The sequence below is a fragment of the Paenibacillus sp. G2S3 genome, from assembly GCF_030123105.1.
In the GTDB taxonomy this organism is placed as follows: Bacteria; Bacillota; Bacilli; order Paenibacillales; family Paenibacillaceae; genus Paenibacillus_AQ.
Genome location: NZ_CP126095.1, coordinates 946,561 through 961,441, shown reverse-complemented (window position 1 = coordinate 961,441; position 14,881 = coordinate 946,561). Strand labels below are relative to the sequence as shown.

10 protein-coding genes, 15 tRNA genes and 2 rRNA genes are annotated in these 14,881 nt (G+C 46.5%); 6 read left to right on the top strand and 21 right to left on the bottom strand.

Annotated features, from left to right (window positions below; genetic code table 11):
- Position 1: 1 nt before the first annotated feature.
- The 3 genes from QNH28_RS04260 (at position 2) to QNH28_RS04250 (ending at position 2,824) form a co-directional block, all read left to right on the top strand.
- The gene (locus QNH28_RS04260) at positions 2–970 is read left to right on the top strand and encodes a metallophosphoesterase family protein (protein WP_283910298.1); all 969 of its coding nucleotides are present in this window, start codon (positions 2–4) and stop codon (positions 968–970) included.
- A gap of 173 nt (positions 971–1,143) precedes the next feature.
- Entirely contained in the window at positions 1,144–1,917 is a 774-nt protein-coding gene (locus QNH28_RS04255) for a 3'-5' exonuclease (RefSeq protein ID WP_283910297.1), read from the top strand.
- 130 nt (positions 1,918–2,047) lie between these two features.
- Positions 2,048–2,824 (top strand): MerR family transcriptional regulator, encoded by a 777-nt coding sequence (locus QNH28_RS04250; protein WP_283910296.1) that lies wholly within the window; start codon positions 2,048–2,050, stop codon positions 2,822–2,824.
- Positions 2,825–2,898: 74 nt separating this feature from the next.
- Here QNH28_RS04250 and aroD read toward each other — a convergent pair whose 3' ends face one another.
- Positions 2,899–3,663, bottom strand: a complete 765-nt coding sequence (aroD, locus tag QNH28_RS04245) for a type I 3-dehydroquinate dehydratase (protein WP_283910295.1) — start codon at positions 3,661–3,663, stop codon at positions 2,899–2,901.
- Between the two features lie 45 nt (positions 3,664–3,708).
- Positions 3,709–4,635 (bottom strand): ribokinase, encoded by a 927-nt coding sequence (gene rbsK, locus QNH28_RS04240; protein WP_283910294.1) that lies wholly within the window; start codon positions 4,633–4,635, stop codon positions 3,709–3,711.
- Between the two features lie 265 nt (positions 4,636–4,900).
- Between rbsK and glgP the strand changes: the two genes are divergently transcribed.
- On the top strand, positions 4,901–6,517 hold the full coding sequence (gene glgP / locus QNH28_RS04235; protein WP_283910293.1) for an alpha-glucan family phosphorylase: 1,617 nt from the start codon (positions 4,901–4,903) through the stop codon (positions 6,515–6,517).
- Positions 6,518–6,767: 250 nt separating this feature from the next.
- The gene (katA, locus tag QNH28_RS04230) at positions 6,768–8,222 is read left to right on the top strand and encodes a catalase KatA (RefSeq protein WP_283910292.1); all 1,455 of its coding nucleotides are present in this window, start codon (positions 6,768–6,770) and stop codon (positions 8,220–8,222) included.
- Between the two features lie 166 nt (positions 8,223–8,388).
- Here katA and QNH28_RS04225 read toward each other — a convergent pair whose 3' ends face one another.
- Entirely contained in the window at positions 8,389–8,583 is a 195-nt protein-coding gene (locus QNH28_RS04225; protein ID WP_042184993.1) for a sporulation protein Cse60, read from the bottom strand.
- A 394-nt stretch (positions 8,584–8,977) separates the two neighbouring features.
- Between QNH28_RS04225 and QNH28_RS04220 the strand changes: the two genes are divergently transcribed.
- Positions 8,978–9,433 carry a GreA/GreB family elongation factor gene (locus QNH28_RS04220; protein WP_283910291.1) on the top strand — a complete coding sequence of 152 codons (456 nt, stop codon included), beginning with the start codon at positions 8,978–8,980 and terminating at the stop codon, positions 9,431–9,433.
- Positions 9,434–9,532: 99 nt separating this feature from the next.
- On the opposite strand, the gene QNH28_RS04215 is transcribed toward QNH28_RS04220, so the two are convergent.
- The 18 genes from QNH28_RS04215 to QNH28_RS04130 all read right to left on the bottom strand — a co-directional run bounded on the left by QNH28_RS04215 (position 9,533) and on the right by QNH28_RS04130 (position 14,674).
- Complete coding sequence (locus QNH28_RS04215) at positions 9,533–9,997, bottom strand: YdeI/OmpD-associated family protein (protein ID WP_283910290.1); 465 nt, start codon at positions 9,995–9,997, stop codon at positions 9,533–9,535.
- A 102-nt stretch (positions 9,998–10,099) separates the two neighbouring features.
- Positions 10,100–10,170: transfer RNA gene (locus tag QNH28_RS04210), tRNA-Gly, on the bottom strand.
- A 12-nt stretch (positions 10,171–10,182) separates the two neighbouring features.
- Positions 10,183–10,256, bottom strand: a tRNA-Pro gene (locus QNH28_RS04205).
- Between the two features lie 30 nt (positions 10,257–10,286).
- Positions 10,287–10,363, bottom strand: a tRNA-Arg gene (locus QNH28_RS04200).
- An 8-nt stretch (positions 10,364–10,371) separates the two neighbouring features.
- A tRNA-Gly gene (locus QNH28_RS04195) sits at positions 10,372–10,446 on the bottom strand.
- 6 nt (positions 10,447–10,452) lie between these two features.
- A tRNA-Leu gene (locus QNH28_RS04190) sits at positions 10,453–10,536 on the bottom strand.
- A 15-nt stretch (positions 10,537–10,551) separates the two neighbouring features.
- Positions 10,552–10,627, bottom strand: a tRNA-Lys gene (locus tag QNH28_RS04185).
- Positions 10,628–10,634: 7 nt separating this feature from the next.
- A tRNA-Gln gene (locus QNH28_RS04180) sits at positions 10,635–10,709 on the bottom strand.
- 16 nt (positions 10,710–10,725) lie between these two features.
- Positions 10,726–10,803, bottom strand: a tRNA-Asp gene (locus tag QNH28_RS04175).
- Positions 10,804–10,828: 25 nt separating this feature from the next.
- Positions 10,829–10,905: transfer RNA gene (locus QNH28_RS04170), tRNA-Met, on the bottom strand.
- 72 nt (positions 10,906–10,977) lie between these two features.
- A tRNA-Met gene (locus tag QNH28_RS04165) sits at positions 10,978–11,054 on the bottom strand.
- A gap of 17 nt (positions 11,055–11,071) precedes the next feature.
- Positions 11,072–11,147 (bottom strand) — tRNA-Val (locus QNH28_RS04160).
- Between the two features lie 6 nt (positions 11,148–11,153).
- A tRNA-Glu gene (locus tag QNH28_RS04155) sits at positions 11,154–11,225 on the bottom strand.
- Between the two features lie 16 nt (positions 11,226–11,241).
- Positions 11,242–11,334: transfer RNA gene (locus QNH28_RS04150), tRNA-Ser, on the bottom strand.
- Positions 11,335–11,339: 5 nt separating this feature from the next.
- Positions 11,340–11,415: transfer RNA gene (locus tag QNH28_RS04145), tRNA-Asn, on the bottom strand.
- Positions 11,416–11,418: 3 nt separating this feature from the next.
- Positions 11,419–11,495, bottom strand: a tRNA-Ile gene (locus QNH28_RS04140).
- Positions 11,496–11,553: 58 nt separating this feature from the next.
- A 5S ribosomal RNA gene (rrf, locus tag QNH28_RS04135) occupies positions 11,554–11,670 on the bottom strand.
- 75 nt (positions 11,671–11,745) lie between these two features.
- Positions 11,746–14,674, bottom strand: a 23S ribosomal RNA gene (locus QNH28_RS04130).
- Between the last annotated feature and the right edge of the window lie 207 nt (positions 14,675–14,881).

Genomic DNA, 14,881 nt, shown 5'->3' with positions numbered 1-14,881 from the left:
AATGAGACACAGCTTATCATTTCAGCAAGATGGAACCTTGAAAATTGTACAATTCACTGATCTTCACTGGATGGATGGAAGAGCCGAAGATCAGCGTACTCGTGAACTGATGGAACGCGTTCTGGAAGCGGAACAACCTGATCTTGTCGTTTTCACGGGAGATCTAATTTACACCGCCCCTGTATCACCTGGTGAAAAGGCTTGTGAAGACCCCGCCCAAGCTTTTCGGGATGCTGTCGCTGCTGTGGAGAAGACGGGTACTCCTTGGGCCTTCGTATTTGGCAACCATGATACAGAAACCCTGATTTCCCGCAGTGAACTAATGCAGATTGCTTTGGAACATCCCCACTGTCTGGCCGAAGCCGGTCCAGAGGATCTTGAAGGTTCAGGCAATTACACGCTTGAAATAAAAGATCAGGATGGCCAAGCAGCCGCTGTCCTTTATTTTATTGACTCTGGCAGCTACTCCGAAATGGCGCATATCCCAGGCTACAATTGGATTAGCCGGAATCAAATCAACTGGCTAACTGCTGAATCCGCTCGGTTGAATCCTAAAACTACTGAGAACAGGCTGCCTGCATTGGCTTTCTTCCATATCCCGATTCCGGAATATCGTGAGGCCTGGTCTACACAAGTCTGTCATGGGCATAAGTATGAGCGTGTATGCTCACCTGAGGTTAACTCGGGATTATTCTCGGCTTTGCTTGAAATGGGTGATGTGCTTGGCACCTTCTGCGGACATGACCATATCAATGATTTTACGGGCAGCCTGTATGGCATACGTCTTTCCTATGGCCGAGCTACGGGTTACAATACTTATGGAAAAGAAGGCTTTATGCGGGGTGCACGCGTCATCAGAATGACCCAGGGCATCCAAGACTTCGATACCTGGCTTCGTCTTGAAGACGGATCTGTCCTGCTGGAACAGCCAATTCATCAGCCTGAACCCACTGCCGTTCCGGAGCATTAATCGTCTCACTTTATTTCCTGCAATCTTTTTTGCTCATTTATAGACATAAAAAGAACCCGCATAGTGCAGGTTCTTTTTTATGTTCCAATATTAGCTTGTTCCCATACTCCCCATTACATCGCTTTTTTTGTTAAAATAGAGTAGTCGACGTATTAAGCACTACAGCGTCAGTCATGGAACGGAGGCAAGTACCTGTGGATTATATTATTCTGGACATCGAATTCAACGGCCGTAAGTTTGCCAGCGAGCACCCTATGGAGGTCATTGAGATTGGAGCCGTCCGGTTAGACTCTTCATTGCAGTATAAGGATGAATTTTCTTCCTTGATCAAACCCATATATTTCTCTACCCTTAATTCTTTTATTAAGAAAAAAACCGGCATTCCCCAAGAGGAAATCGATATCGCACCCCGCTTCCCGAAAGTCATCACTGCGTTTAGAGAGTGGCTTGATCTAAGTACAGAAGGAGTTCTGCTGCTTACTTGGGGTGGCGAGGACATGAAACGAATCATTCAGGATGTGCGCATGCACAAGATGGACGACTCCTACTGGATGTCCGCAACGTATTTCGATTTACTGAAGGGTGTGCTGCGGGCTCGCGGCCTAAGCAATGATGTCAGCGTGGAAAGCGCGATGGCTTTGTTTGAACTTGAGCCGTCTGGATCAGCTCACCGTGCGTTGGATGATGCAAAGATGACTTCGGAAATCTTCCGCGCTGTCTTTAACGATCTGGATTTCGAGCGCTCACAGCATTACGTAGATACCTTCTCTAATGCCAAAGAACGCAAGACAGTCAAAGTCGCTATTAAAGCGATGAACTCACAAAAAATAGTGCCCACCTGGGACCTCGTTCTCGAACATTACTTCTCAGACAAAACAACCCTAACCGATCCTCGGAAATTAGAGGAATTACAGAATTATTTTGCGGCGCAGATGGGTCAAAAATAACTTTAAACATCAGCAAATCATCATAGCAGCGGCAGTCCTCCCAATGATCTTCAGCGGGTAACTGCCGCTGTTTTGGATACGCCAAAAAAACATTTGACCTTCACGCTACGTAAAGGTGTACATTGAATTTGTGGGAGGTGATACTACGGAATACACAGTACAGAAGCTCGCAGAGCTAGCTGGAATCAGTACGCGAACCCTGCGCTACTACGATGAGTTTGGCATTCTTAAGCCGGCGAGAATCAACTCCTCGGGGTATCGTATCTATGGCCACGCCGAAGTAGATCTACTACAGCAAATTTTATTTTATCGGGAGCTTGGCTTAAGTCTGGAACGTATCAAAGCTGTTATGACTGAACCCTCATTCGACGGGACCAAAGCGCTACGAGAGCATCATGACAAACTGCTTGAAAAGAGACAGCAATTAGATCTATTAATCGCTAACGTCGAACAGACGCTGGCTCACCAAGAAGGGAGAATTACTATGAGTGACGCTGAAAAATTTGAAGGCTTTAAGCAAAAGCTGGTAGAGGATAACGAGAAGAAATATGGTCAAGAAATCCGGGAAAAATACGGAGACAGCACCGTGGATCAATCCAACAAGAAGCTTAAAGGTATGACAGAGGAGCAATATGCGGCTATACAGCAGCTTGAGGAGGAAATGTTCGAGACGCTCGTACAGGCTATGGAGCATGGAGATCCTGCCAGTGTATTAGCACAAAAAAGTGCTGATCTACACCGCCAGTGGCTATCCTTCTACTGGGATTCCTATTCCAAAGAGGCACATGCTGGTGTTGCGAAAATGTATGTGGATGATGAACGTTTTACCAATTACTACGACAAGCATCGCCCTGGACTTGCAGCGTTCTTAAGAGATGCCGTTCACGTATACACGGGAACAAAATAATAAAATAGAAATAGAGCGGTACCGGAAATCCGGTCAACGCTCTATTTCTATTATCCGGAACCTTGCTAATAACCTTAAAGACTGCGATGCAGCAGAGACAGTGCATTTCGCAGCTCAACCACAGCTACCTGCCCAGGTGCAGAAGGTTTATGTGCCGCTCCGAAGGTAAGCGCTGAACCGAATATTTCACCGGCTAGACGGCTAATTACCCCAGCACCCGCCATAGACATCGTAATAATCGGGCGATCTGCATATTGTTCCTTCATGGTATGGGTCGCTTCCAGTAAAGTCAGTACATCCCCCGCATTCTGAGGCATCACCGCAATTTTGGGCAAATCACCACCAAGCTCCTGTGCCTTGCATAGTCTAGAGATGATCTCCTCTTGAGAAGGTGTTCCATGAAAGTCATGATTCGAGATAATGACAGACACGTTATGAGAATGAGCAGTCTCGACTAGTAGCTTAACATCCTGTTCCTCATTGAATAATTCAACATCAATTATATCTACTAGGCCGCTTTCGGCAGCAGCTATATTCAATGTTATGTAATATTCCGTGCTGACCTGCTTTTCGCCGCCTTCTTTGGCACTCCGAAAAGTAAAAATCAGCGGTAACTCCGGAATTACAGAATGGATTTCTTTTAGCGCTGACTTGATCGCCTCTACATCTTCAACTTCATCAAAAAAATCCGTCCGCCACTCCACTAAATCGGGACTAAGCTCTTTCAATGATTCGGCTTCCTGCTTCAGTTCAGACAAGGTAGCTCCAATCAACGGAACACATATTTTAGGGATTCCTTCGCCAATGATCACATTTTTAACGATTACTGTCCTGCTCATTATTTCAGCCCCTTATCCAATCGTCTACTATAGATTCTGTACTGTTTATTCTACTACCGATACATGCTTTAGAAACTGTTCAACCTCTGACAACAGCGGTAGCGATGGGATCGCGCCTTCTTTCCCTACAGCCAGTGCTCCAACAGCATTAGCGAAGCTCACTGCTTCCTCCAACGTTTTGCCTAAGACCAATTGCTGGGCTAATGCCCCATTGAATGAGTCTCCGGCAGCAACCGTATCTATCGCTTTGACCGGGAATCCCGGCACTGACTTAGCACCCTCAGCATTAACGATCAGTGCGCCTTTAGATCCCAAGGTTACGATCACGTTCTTAACACCTTTTTGCAGCAAAATACGGGCCGCCTGCTCAGCAGCCTCTAAACTATCTACCGTCATTCCAGTCAAAATTCCTGCTTCCGTCTCATTAGGTGTCAGATACGATACTTGACCTAACATCTCATCTTTAAGTACTCTAGCTGGTGCTGGATTCAGAATAACTGGAATTCCATAACGATGTGCAATGGCAATAGCATGCTCACTCATCGCAAGTTCCATTTCAAGCTGCATCACAATCAGCTCAGCCTGACTAATTACAGGCTCTAACGCTTGTATATCCTCTACAGAGAGATCAATATTCGCTCCGGGTACAACGATAATCCGATTCTCTCCATCTTCTTCAATAACGATTGATGCTACACCTGTTGCCTCAGTCTCACTCACCGAGATATGTTCTATATGAATACCTTCCTGCTTAATAATCTCCAGCATTTCGCTTCCAAAGGTATCTTTTCCGACGCTGCCGATCATACTAACCTCAGCACCCAGACGTGCTGCAGCAACGGCTTGATTTGCTCCCTTTCCACCGGGTGATAAAGCAAATGCTTGTCCCATAAGCGTTTCTCCTGCATTCGGTGCCCGGTTCGTACGTACTACCATATCCATATTTAAGCTTCCAATCACAACTATACTCAACTTAGACACCACCATTAATTATTTCTTCAATCTCTTTATCTTAGGGTCTTCCCTTCACTTTATCAATCACTTCCGTTGATTTTGCCCCTAATTGGATATTTTCACCAAATTGACGTTATGCTTTTATAGATAAAGTGTGCTAGAATGATGGTGCAATCGCTTCCACAACGATTGTTTACTATTTTTTGAGCAAACGTTTGCATCGTAGATAATGCCAGCAGCTTTACTGCAATTCAATCTAATCCGCGATTAGGAGGCTTATCAAGTGAACGAACAAAAATTACCATCAGTAGCTTATTTCAGTATGGAGTACGGGTTACATTCCGATTTCAAAATGTATGCCGGAGGACTTGGAATTCTCGCCGGTGACTACATTAAGGGAGCCAAAGACATCAATGCTCCTATCGTCCCTATCGGGCTGAAGTGGAAACAAGGTTATACGGACCAAAAAATTGATGCGAACGGCAATCCGTACGACTCCTATCACAATTATGTTTATGATTTCCTTGAAGATACAGGGGTGAAGGTAACCGTTAAAGTTAGAAAGATCGATGTGGTGTGCAAAGTATGGAAGACTGATTATTTTCGCAACAGCACGTTGTATTTACTGGATACAGATATCCCCGAGAATAACGATGCTTGGATTACTGGACAATTGTACGGCTGGTTCGGCGAGGAACGGATCGCGCAAGAGATCGTACTCGGTATCGGCGGAGTAAAAGCTATGCGTGCTCTGGGCATTCCAATTGATGTCTATCATTTCAACGAAGGTCATGCGGCCCTTGCAGCTATCGAGCTCATTCGCGAGAAAATGTCCGGAGGCAGCACCTTTGAGGAAGCTTGGAAAGCTACTCGGGAAGAGGTTGTGTTCACTACACATACGCCGATAAAAGAAGGCAACGAAACCCATCCGCTCGACCGCCTAGAGTATATGAGTGCATTCAATGGTTTAACCCGCGACCAGATGGAGCGCATCGGTGGTGAGCCGTTCAACATGACGGTAGCCGGTCTGCGACTCTCCCGCATATCTAATGCAGTAGCGCAGCTTCATGCGGATACAGCCAATAAAATGTGGAAAGAGGTTGCTGGAAGATCGGACATCATTGGAATCACAAATGCCATTCATACCCCTACCTGGGTAGATGAAAGAATGACTCAAGCCTATGAAGAAAATGGCAATCTATGGGCAGTGCATAAAGAAATTAAAAGCGAACTGATTGACTTCATCAAAGAACGGTCCGGCATTAGTCTAAATGCTGACAACCTACTCATCGGCTTCTCACGCAGAGCTGCTCCTTATAAACGTAGTGACCTGATTTTCTCGCAGCCGGAAATTATTGAGCCTTATCTGGAGTCTGGCAAAATACAAATCGTCTTCTCTGGCAAAGCCCATCCACTCGATGATAACGGCAAAAAAATCGTCAGCAATTTAGTGGCGATGATGAAAAAATATCCGAAGAGTGTTGTCTTCTTGGAGAATTACGATATGACTATCGGCGCACAGCTGACACGCGGTTCTGATATTTGGCTCAACAATCCGCGTAGACCACTGGAAGCTAGCGGAACCTCCGGGATGAAGGCCGCCATGAACGGCGTATTGAACTGCTCTATTTTAGATGGCTGGTGGCCGGAAGCCTGTATGGATGGCGAGAATGGCTGGCAGATTGGAGATGGCTTCGAGACTACTGACTTCGAGGTTCTGGATAAGCATGATAGTGATGCGCTATACGACACCCTATTGAATCGAGTACTCCCAACCTATTATGAGAATCGTGAACAGTGGGTACAAATGATGAAGAAGAGTATTGAAACCACTCGTACTGAATTTGCCACTAAAAGAATGTTAGATGAGTATTACAACAAAATGTACATTAAAGGCTAAGTATAGGAAACAGATATTTCTATATTAAAATAGAACAGCGCACCCTCCAGTGATGGTAGAGGTGCGCTGTTTCTTTTTTAACTCTGCTTAGTAATTAATCACTCTATCTATCATATATATCTGAATGGGACGACGATTACCACATACTGTAATGTGTCAATTATTCAAAAAGTGTTGCATTTTCCCCAAAAAACATTAATATAGAACTTATACTAAATCTAAAATCAAATCTTATGAGGTGATTCTATTAATGAGCTCCAATAATAATCTTACGACCAGCTGGGGTGCTCCAGTAGGCGACAATCAAAATTCAATGACAGCCGGTGATCGCGGTCCTACTTTGCTGCAAGATGTCCATCTGCTTGAAAAATTAGCCCACTTTAACAGAGAACGTGTTCCTGAACGTGTCGTTCATGCTAAGGGTGCTGGCGCTCATGGTTATTTTGAGGTCACTCAGGATTTAACTCAATATACAAAAGCTAATTTCTTATCTGAGGTAGGCAAGCGTACCCCTATGTTTATCCGTTTCTCAACCGTAGCTGGTGAGCTAGGTTCTGCTGATACTGTACGGGATCCTCGTGGTTTTGCTGTGAAATTCTATACCGAAGAAGGAAACTATGATCTCGTAGGTAACAACACACCCGTATTCTTCGTTCGTGACGCAATCAAGTTCCCGGACTTTATTCATACACAGAAGCGCGATCCACAGACACACTTAAAGAACCCTAATGCCGTTTGGGACTTCTGGTCTTTATCACCGGAATCTCTACATCAGGTTACGATTTTGATGTCAGATCGCGGAATTCCAGCTACGCTAAGACATATGCACGGGTTCGGAAGCCACACCTTCAAGTGGGTAAATGCCGAAGGCAATGCTGTCTGGGTGAAATATCATTTCAAAACAGAACAAGGCATTAAGAACCTTGCTCCAGATCTTGCCGCCAAAATCGCTGGGGAGAACCCAGATTATCATACAGAAGACTTGTTCAATGCTATTGATAAAGGAGATTTCCCAGCGTGGAAGCTCTACGTGCAGATTATGCCGATCGAAGATGCGAACACTTACCACTTCGATCCATTCGATGTAACTAAAGTATGGTCGCAAAAAGATTATCCATTAATTGAGGTTGGCCGCATGGTACTGGATCGCAATCCAGAGAACTACTTCGCGGAAGTAGAGCAAGTTACGTTCTCACCTGGCTCTTTCGTCCCTGGTATTGAAGCTTCTCCTGATAAATTGCTACAGGGTCGACTGTTTGCTTACGGCGATGCTCACCGTCACCGTGTAGGTCCTAACCATAACAGCCTGCCTATCAACCGTCCAAAAGTAGAAGTGAAGAACTATCAACGTGACGGTGGCATGGCACTCGGCAACAATGGCGGATCCGGTGCCTATTACGAACCTAACAGCTTAGGTGGACCTAAAGAAGCACCACAGTACAAAACATCACCTTTCGAAGTATCTGGAAATGCCGACAGTGTCTCCTATAATAGTGATGACCATTATACACAACCTGGTGACTTGTATCGCCTGATGAGTGAAGAAGAACGTACCCGTCTTGTTCAAAATATCGTAGGCGCTATGACACCAGTAGAAAGTAACGATATTAAATTTCGACAAATTGCTCATTTCTATAAAGCTGATCCCGAACTGGGACAGCGTGTTGCATCCGGATTAGGATTATCCGTCCCAGACGGAGTATAAGACTGTAAATGCACTTATACAATCAAAGAGGACCTTTACCCGTAAATGGGAAAGGTCCTCTTTTTTCATAAGAAAAGCTATTGATTGCTAAAACATATAATATATAAGAACGATCACGATGCATAGCGTGGAGACAACAGATAAGCACGAAAAAAAAGTATTCCAGTTATTGCCCTTCATTTGTCTTATACACGACCAGTATACTGCTTCTTTGATGCTCTGCCCCATCACGTGAAGATTTAACTACCGAACCGTAACAGATATTCACAACCTGTTCCTCACGCAGCCCTGCCAAGAACTCATTAGCCTTATTCTCAGCATACGAATTATCAGCATCTACAAACTCTTTTACTTGAATCATCCTGATCTCTCCTTTAATAAATTTTAGTTACTTTTTATGTCTAGATTCTATAGGTAAACTCAACGAAATGTACATGGCGTATCACTCCCCTGGTAACATTTAATGTAAAATTATCTTCGAAATATAGTATAGGCATTCCGCAGTTTTCTACGAAATGCCTATAACATCAGCCTATCATAGCACCCAACTATACAATAGTCAAACGTTTTAAATACAATATTTAGTAAGAATTAATTGCCTTCACAAAATGGATTGGATTTACATATAGAAGCTGTTATACTGATCAGAAGGTTCCCTCTAGGGGACCTCTATTTGTATAGGAGGGATTTTAATATGGCAACGCGTCATAACAAATTTGCAAAGAATGTGCTACTTAGAGGGGGTGAAATCTACTATGAGCCATAGTCTAATTTATGAAGGTTCAAGGACACAACTGGTCCAGCAGCTTATTTATTTTGATGAGGAAAAAATCGCATTTCTAAATCAGTATTTCCCGGAACGAAGCAAAGAAAGAAGTAATGCTGAAACGCTGTTGTCCCGTTATTGCTCCGAGCTGGAACAATTACTTTCCCGTTTTAATGGAGAAGAATTGAACTCCCTCGTATTGATTGGAAGTCAGCTTCAGCTACGCTACTTAGACGACAATACTACAGATTCCTACACCATCGTATTTCCAAACCAGGCAGAACCTAATGATAACAAGATTTCAATGCTCTCGCCTATTGGCATGCAGCTGCTGTTAGCTCAAATCGGCAGTACATGTCAGTTAGCTATACCTTCAGGTGAGTTATCGGTAAAGATCGAAAGTATTAAGTTTGTGAATTGTGGTGAGGTAGCCGTTCTTATTTAAGCCAACTCGCACATATCCACCAACATTAACAGCGTCCCTTTTCAATCCTATTGGAAGAGGACGCTGTTCATCTATTCAGCCTGCTAACACTTCACACTCTTATTTAAGCCGCAATCCTTCAGCCAGCTTACTAATTGATTTTTCAATACGAGATGCTCTGGTTTCGGGTCTTTTCGCTCCTTCGATCCAAGTCACATACTCCTTCTGATAAGAATAAGCCAGACTGTTAAAAAAAGCCTCTGCCTGCTGATGACTATTCAGCGCATCGAGAAAATCTTCTGGGACTTCTACCTCACGTAATTGATGATCTTGCTCCATCGTCACGCGCACATTATCACCAGGTTGAGCTTTGGCTAGATCTCGCAGTTCCTTCTTTACCACCATAAAATGCTTTCCGTTTCCATGGGGCATAAGCGTTCCTCTATAGGGGATTCCATTTACATTTCCTTTTACCTGTATCCTGGACTTTGTATCAAATATTTCTTCAGTATCATAAGGGACGTTAAGATAAGTCCAGCTCCCACTTGCATCAGGTCTCACTAATTTAGCTTCAAATTCGAACATAGCTACCTCCTCAACTAAAATCCCTAAGTTCTATTGTATCCATATGAATGTAACTATACAAAAAAACACCTGTCTATAATAGACAGGTGTTTCTTAATTATAAGCGGGTGATGGGAATCGAACCCACGCTATCAGCTTGGAAGGCTGAAGTTCTACCATTGAACTACACCCGCAAAGGTATAAAATCGGGATGACACGATTTGAACATGCGACCCCCTGGTCCCAAACCAGGTGCTCTACCAAGCTGAGCTACATCCCGTCAAAACATGTAATTACTTATTAATAAAAATGGCGCGCCCTGAGAGATTCGAACTCCCGGCCTTTTGATTCGTAGTCAAACGCTCTATCCAGCTGAGCTAAGGGCGCAAAAATTATGGAGCGGAAGACGGGAATCGAACCCGCGACCCTCGCCTTGGCAAGGCGATGCTCTACCGCTGAGCCACTTCCGCAAAATATGGTGCGCGTGAAGGGACTTGAACCCCCACGTCGTGAAACGCCAGATCCTAAGTCTGGTGCGTCTGCCATTCCGCCACACGCGCACACTTTAAAAATAATGGTGAGCCATGAAGGACTCGAACCTTCGACACCCTGATTAAAAGTCAGGTGCTCTACCAACTGAGCTAATGGCTCTCATTAATGGCTGGGGATATAGGATTTGAACCTATGCATGACGGAGTCAAAGTCCGTTGCCTTACCGCTTGGCTAATCCCCAACAATAATTAACTAAATGGCGGAACCGACGAGATTCGAACTCGCGATCTCCTGCGTGACAGGCAGGCATGTTAGGCCAACTACACCACGGTTCCATAGACATAATGCATAAGAGTAAATTGGTTGCGGGGGCAGGATTTGAACCTGCGGCCTTCGGGTTATGAGCCCGACGAGCTACCGGGCTGCTCCACCCCGCGTCATTTAATAAGTATATACTATTCATTTACACTACGCCAGCTAGTCCCAAAACATCATGCTTAAGGAAAATTTGGTTGCGGGGGCAGGATTTGAACCTGCGGCCTTCGGGTTATGAGCCCGACGAGCTACCGGGCTGCTCCACCCCGCGTCGTTCTTAAATGAATATGGTGGAGGCTGAGGGGATCGAACCCCCGACCCTCTGCTTGTAAGGCAGATGCTCTCCCAGCTGAGCTAAGCCTCCATGTTATGACCCGTATGGGATTCGAACCCATGTTACCTCCGTGAAAGGGAGGTGTCTTAACCCCTTGACCAACGGGCCATGCTAATAAACTTTGTGGCGGAGAGAGAGGGATTCGAACCCTCGAGACGCTTGTGGCGCCTACACGATTTCCAATCGTGCTCCTTCGGCCAAACTCGGACACCTCTCCATAAATGGCTCCCCGAACAGGACTCGAACCTGTGACAACTCGATTAACAGTCGAGTGCTCTACCAACTGAGCTATCAGGGAATATGGTGGGCCTTAGTGGACTCGAACCACCGACCTCACCCTTATCAGGGGTGCGCTCTAACCAGCTGAGCTAAAGGCCCTTTTTAAGACACATCAATATTAAGGGCAAAAAAAATACCACGGGTAATGTGGTTTTCCGCTTGGCGGCGTCCTACTCTCCCAGGACCCTTCGGTCCAAGTACCATCGGCGCTGGAGGGCTTAACGGTCGTGTTCGGGATGGGTACGTGTGGAACCCCTCCGCTATCGCCACCAAACGGGCATTTACAGCGTAAATGCTCAGGCTTGAGTCGCCTGAAAACTGAATCCGAATTGAATTTGCGTTCTAAGTATAGGATAAGCCCTCGACCGATTAGTATTGGTCAGCTCCATGCATTACTGCACTTCCACCTCCAACCTATCTACCTCGTCGTCTTCAAGGGGTCTTACTAATTGGGAAATCTCATCTTGAGGGGGGCTTCACGCTTAGATGCTTTCAGCGCTTATCCCGTCCGTACGTAGCTACCCAGCCATGCTTCTGGCGAAACAACTGGTGCACCAGCGGTACGTCCATCCCGGTCCTCTCGTACTAAGGACAGCTCCTCTCAAATTTCCTGCGCCCACGACAGATAGGGACCGAACTGTCTCACGACGTTCTGAACCCAGCTCGCGTACCGCTTTAATGGGCGAACAGCCCAACCCTTGGGACCTACTTCAGCCCCAGGATGCGATGAGCCGACATCGAGGTGCCAAACCTCCCCGTCGATGTGGACTCTTGGGGGAGATAAGCCTGTTATCCCCAGGGTAGCTTTTATCCGTTGAGCGATGGCCCTTCCATGCGGTACCACCGGATCACTAAGTCCGACTTTCGTCCCTGCTCGACTTGTAGGTCTCGCAGTCAAGCTCCCTTATGCCTTTGCACTCTTCGAATGATTTCCAACCATTCTGAGGGAACCTTGGAACGCCTCCGTTACTCTTTAGGAGGCGACCGCCCCAGTCAAACTGCCCGCCTGACACGGTCCCCGTACCCGATAAGGGTACTAGGTTAGAACCTAGATACGATCAGGGTGGTATCCCAACGGCGCCTCCACCGAAGCTTGCGCTCCGATTTCTACGGCTCCCACCTATCCTGTACAGATCGTACCCAAATTCAATATCAAGCTGCAGTAAAGCTCCATGGGGTCTTTCCGTCTTGTCGCGGGTAACCTGCATCTTCACAGGTATTAAAATTTCACCGGATCTCTCGTTGAGACAGCGCCCAAGTCGTTACGCCATTCGTGCGGGTCAGAATTTACCTGACAAGGAATTTCGCTACCTTAGGACCGTTATAGTTACGGCCGCCGTTTACTGGGGCTTCGGTTCATAGCTTCGGGTTACCCCTAACCACTCCCCTTAACCTTCCAGCACCGGGCAGGCGTCAGCCCGTATACTTCGCCTTGCGGCTTCGCACAGACCTGTGTTTTTGCTAAACAGTCGCTTGGGCCTTTTCACTGCGGCCCCCTCGTGCTATTCACACTACCGGGGCACCCCTTCTCCCGAAGTTACGGGGTCATTTTGCCGAGTTCCTTAACGAGAGTTCTTCCGCGCGCCTTAGAATTCTCTTCTCGCCTACCTGTGTCGGTTTGCGGTACGGGCACCTTCTCCTGGCTAGAGGCTTTTCTTGGCAGTGTGAGATCATGACCTTCGCTACTACAATTTTCGCTCCCCATCACAGCCCAGCCTTAATGATGTGCGGATTTGCCTACACATCAGCCTCACTGCTTAGACGGACATATCCATCAGTCCGCGTCACTACCCTCCTGCGTCACCCCATCGCTCATAGCGGATTACGGTGGTACAGTAATTTCAAACTGTTGTCCTTCGACTACGCCTTTCGGCCTCGCCTTAGGTCCCGACTTACCCTGAGCGGACGAGCCTTCCTCAGGAAACCTTGGGCTTTCGGCGGATCAGATTCTCACTGATCTTTTCGTTACTCATACCGGCATTCTCACTTGTATGCTGTCCAGCGCTCCTTACGGTACACCTTCAACCCACATACAACGCTCCCCTACCCCAGATACATACGTATCTAGCCATAGCTTCGGTGGTGTGTTTAGCCCCGTTACATTTTCGGCGCAGAGTCACTCGACCAGTGAGCTATTACGCACTCTTTCAATGGTGGCTGCTTCTAAGCCAACATCCTGGTTGTCTGTGCAACTCCACATCCTTTCCCACTTAACACACACTTGGGGACCTTAGCTGATGGTCTGGGCTGTTTCCCTTTTGACAATGGATCTTAGCACTCACTGTCTGACTCCCGGCAATAAGTATATGGCATTCGGAGTTTGACTGAGCTTGGTAATCCTTGCGGACCCCGCACCCAATCAGTGCTCTACCTCCACTACTCTTATACCGAGGCTAGCCCTAAAGCTATTTCGGGGAGAACCAGCTATCTCCGAGTTCGATTGGAATTTCTCCGCTACCCCCACCTCATCCCCGCACTTTTCAACGTACGTGGGTTCGGGCCTCCAGTGCGTGTTACCGCACCTTCACCCTGGACAGGGGTAGATCACACGGTTTCGGGTCTACGTCCACATACTAAATCGCCCTATTCAGACTCGCTTTCGCTGCGGCTCCACCTTCTCGGCTTAACCTTGCATGTTAAACGTAACTCGCCGGTTCATTCTACAAAAGGCACGCCATCACCCATAAATAGGGCTCTGACTTTTTGTAAGCACACGGTTTCAGGTTCTATTTCACTCCCCTTCCGGGGTGCTTTTCACCTTTCCCTCACGGTACTGTTTCACTATCGGTCGCCAGGTAGTATTTAGCCTTAGCAGATGGTCCTGCTGGATTCATACGGGGTTTCACGTGCCCCGCACTACTCGGGATCCGTCTCGGAGAGAACACAGTTTAGGCTACAGGGCTTTTACCTCTATCGCGGGCCTTTCCAGACCTCTTCGCCTACCATATTCCTTTGTAACTCCATGTGAGACGTCCCACAACCCCTAAGAGCAAGCTCTTAGGTTTAGGCTGTTCCGCGTTCGCTCGCCGCTACTGACGGAATCACTATTGTTTTCTCTTCCTCAGGGTACTTAGATGTTTCAGTTCCCCTGGTCTGCCTCTACATTTCCTATGTATTCAGAAATGAGTAACTGCGAATTACCACAGCTGGGTTTCCCCATTCGGACACCCCCGGATCAAAGCTTGCTTACAGCTCCCCGAGGCAGTTTCGTTGTTCGCCACGTCCTTCGTCGGCTCCTGGCGCCTAGGCATCCTCCGTGTGCTCTTATTAGCTTAACCTTGATTTTTCCGCAGGAAAATATCATACAATGACATTTCTCTTGGAATCATCTCACTAATAACATTTACTTGTTTGCACAAGTTGCTAAAAGATGTTCTAAAACGCAAATTCGTTTCGGTATCCAGTTTTCAAGGATCAAGTCTTACTTGAGAGCTTAAACTCTCAAAACTGAGCAACGAGTGAGTAACAGGCCTAAACCTGAGATT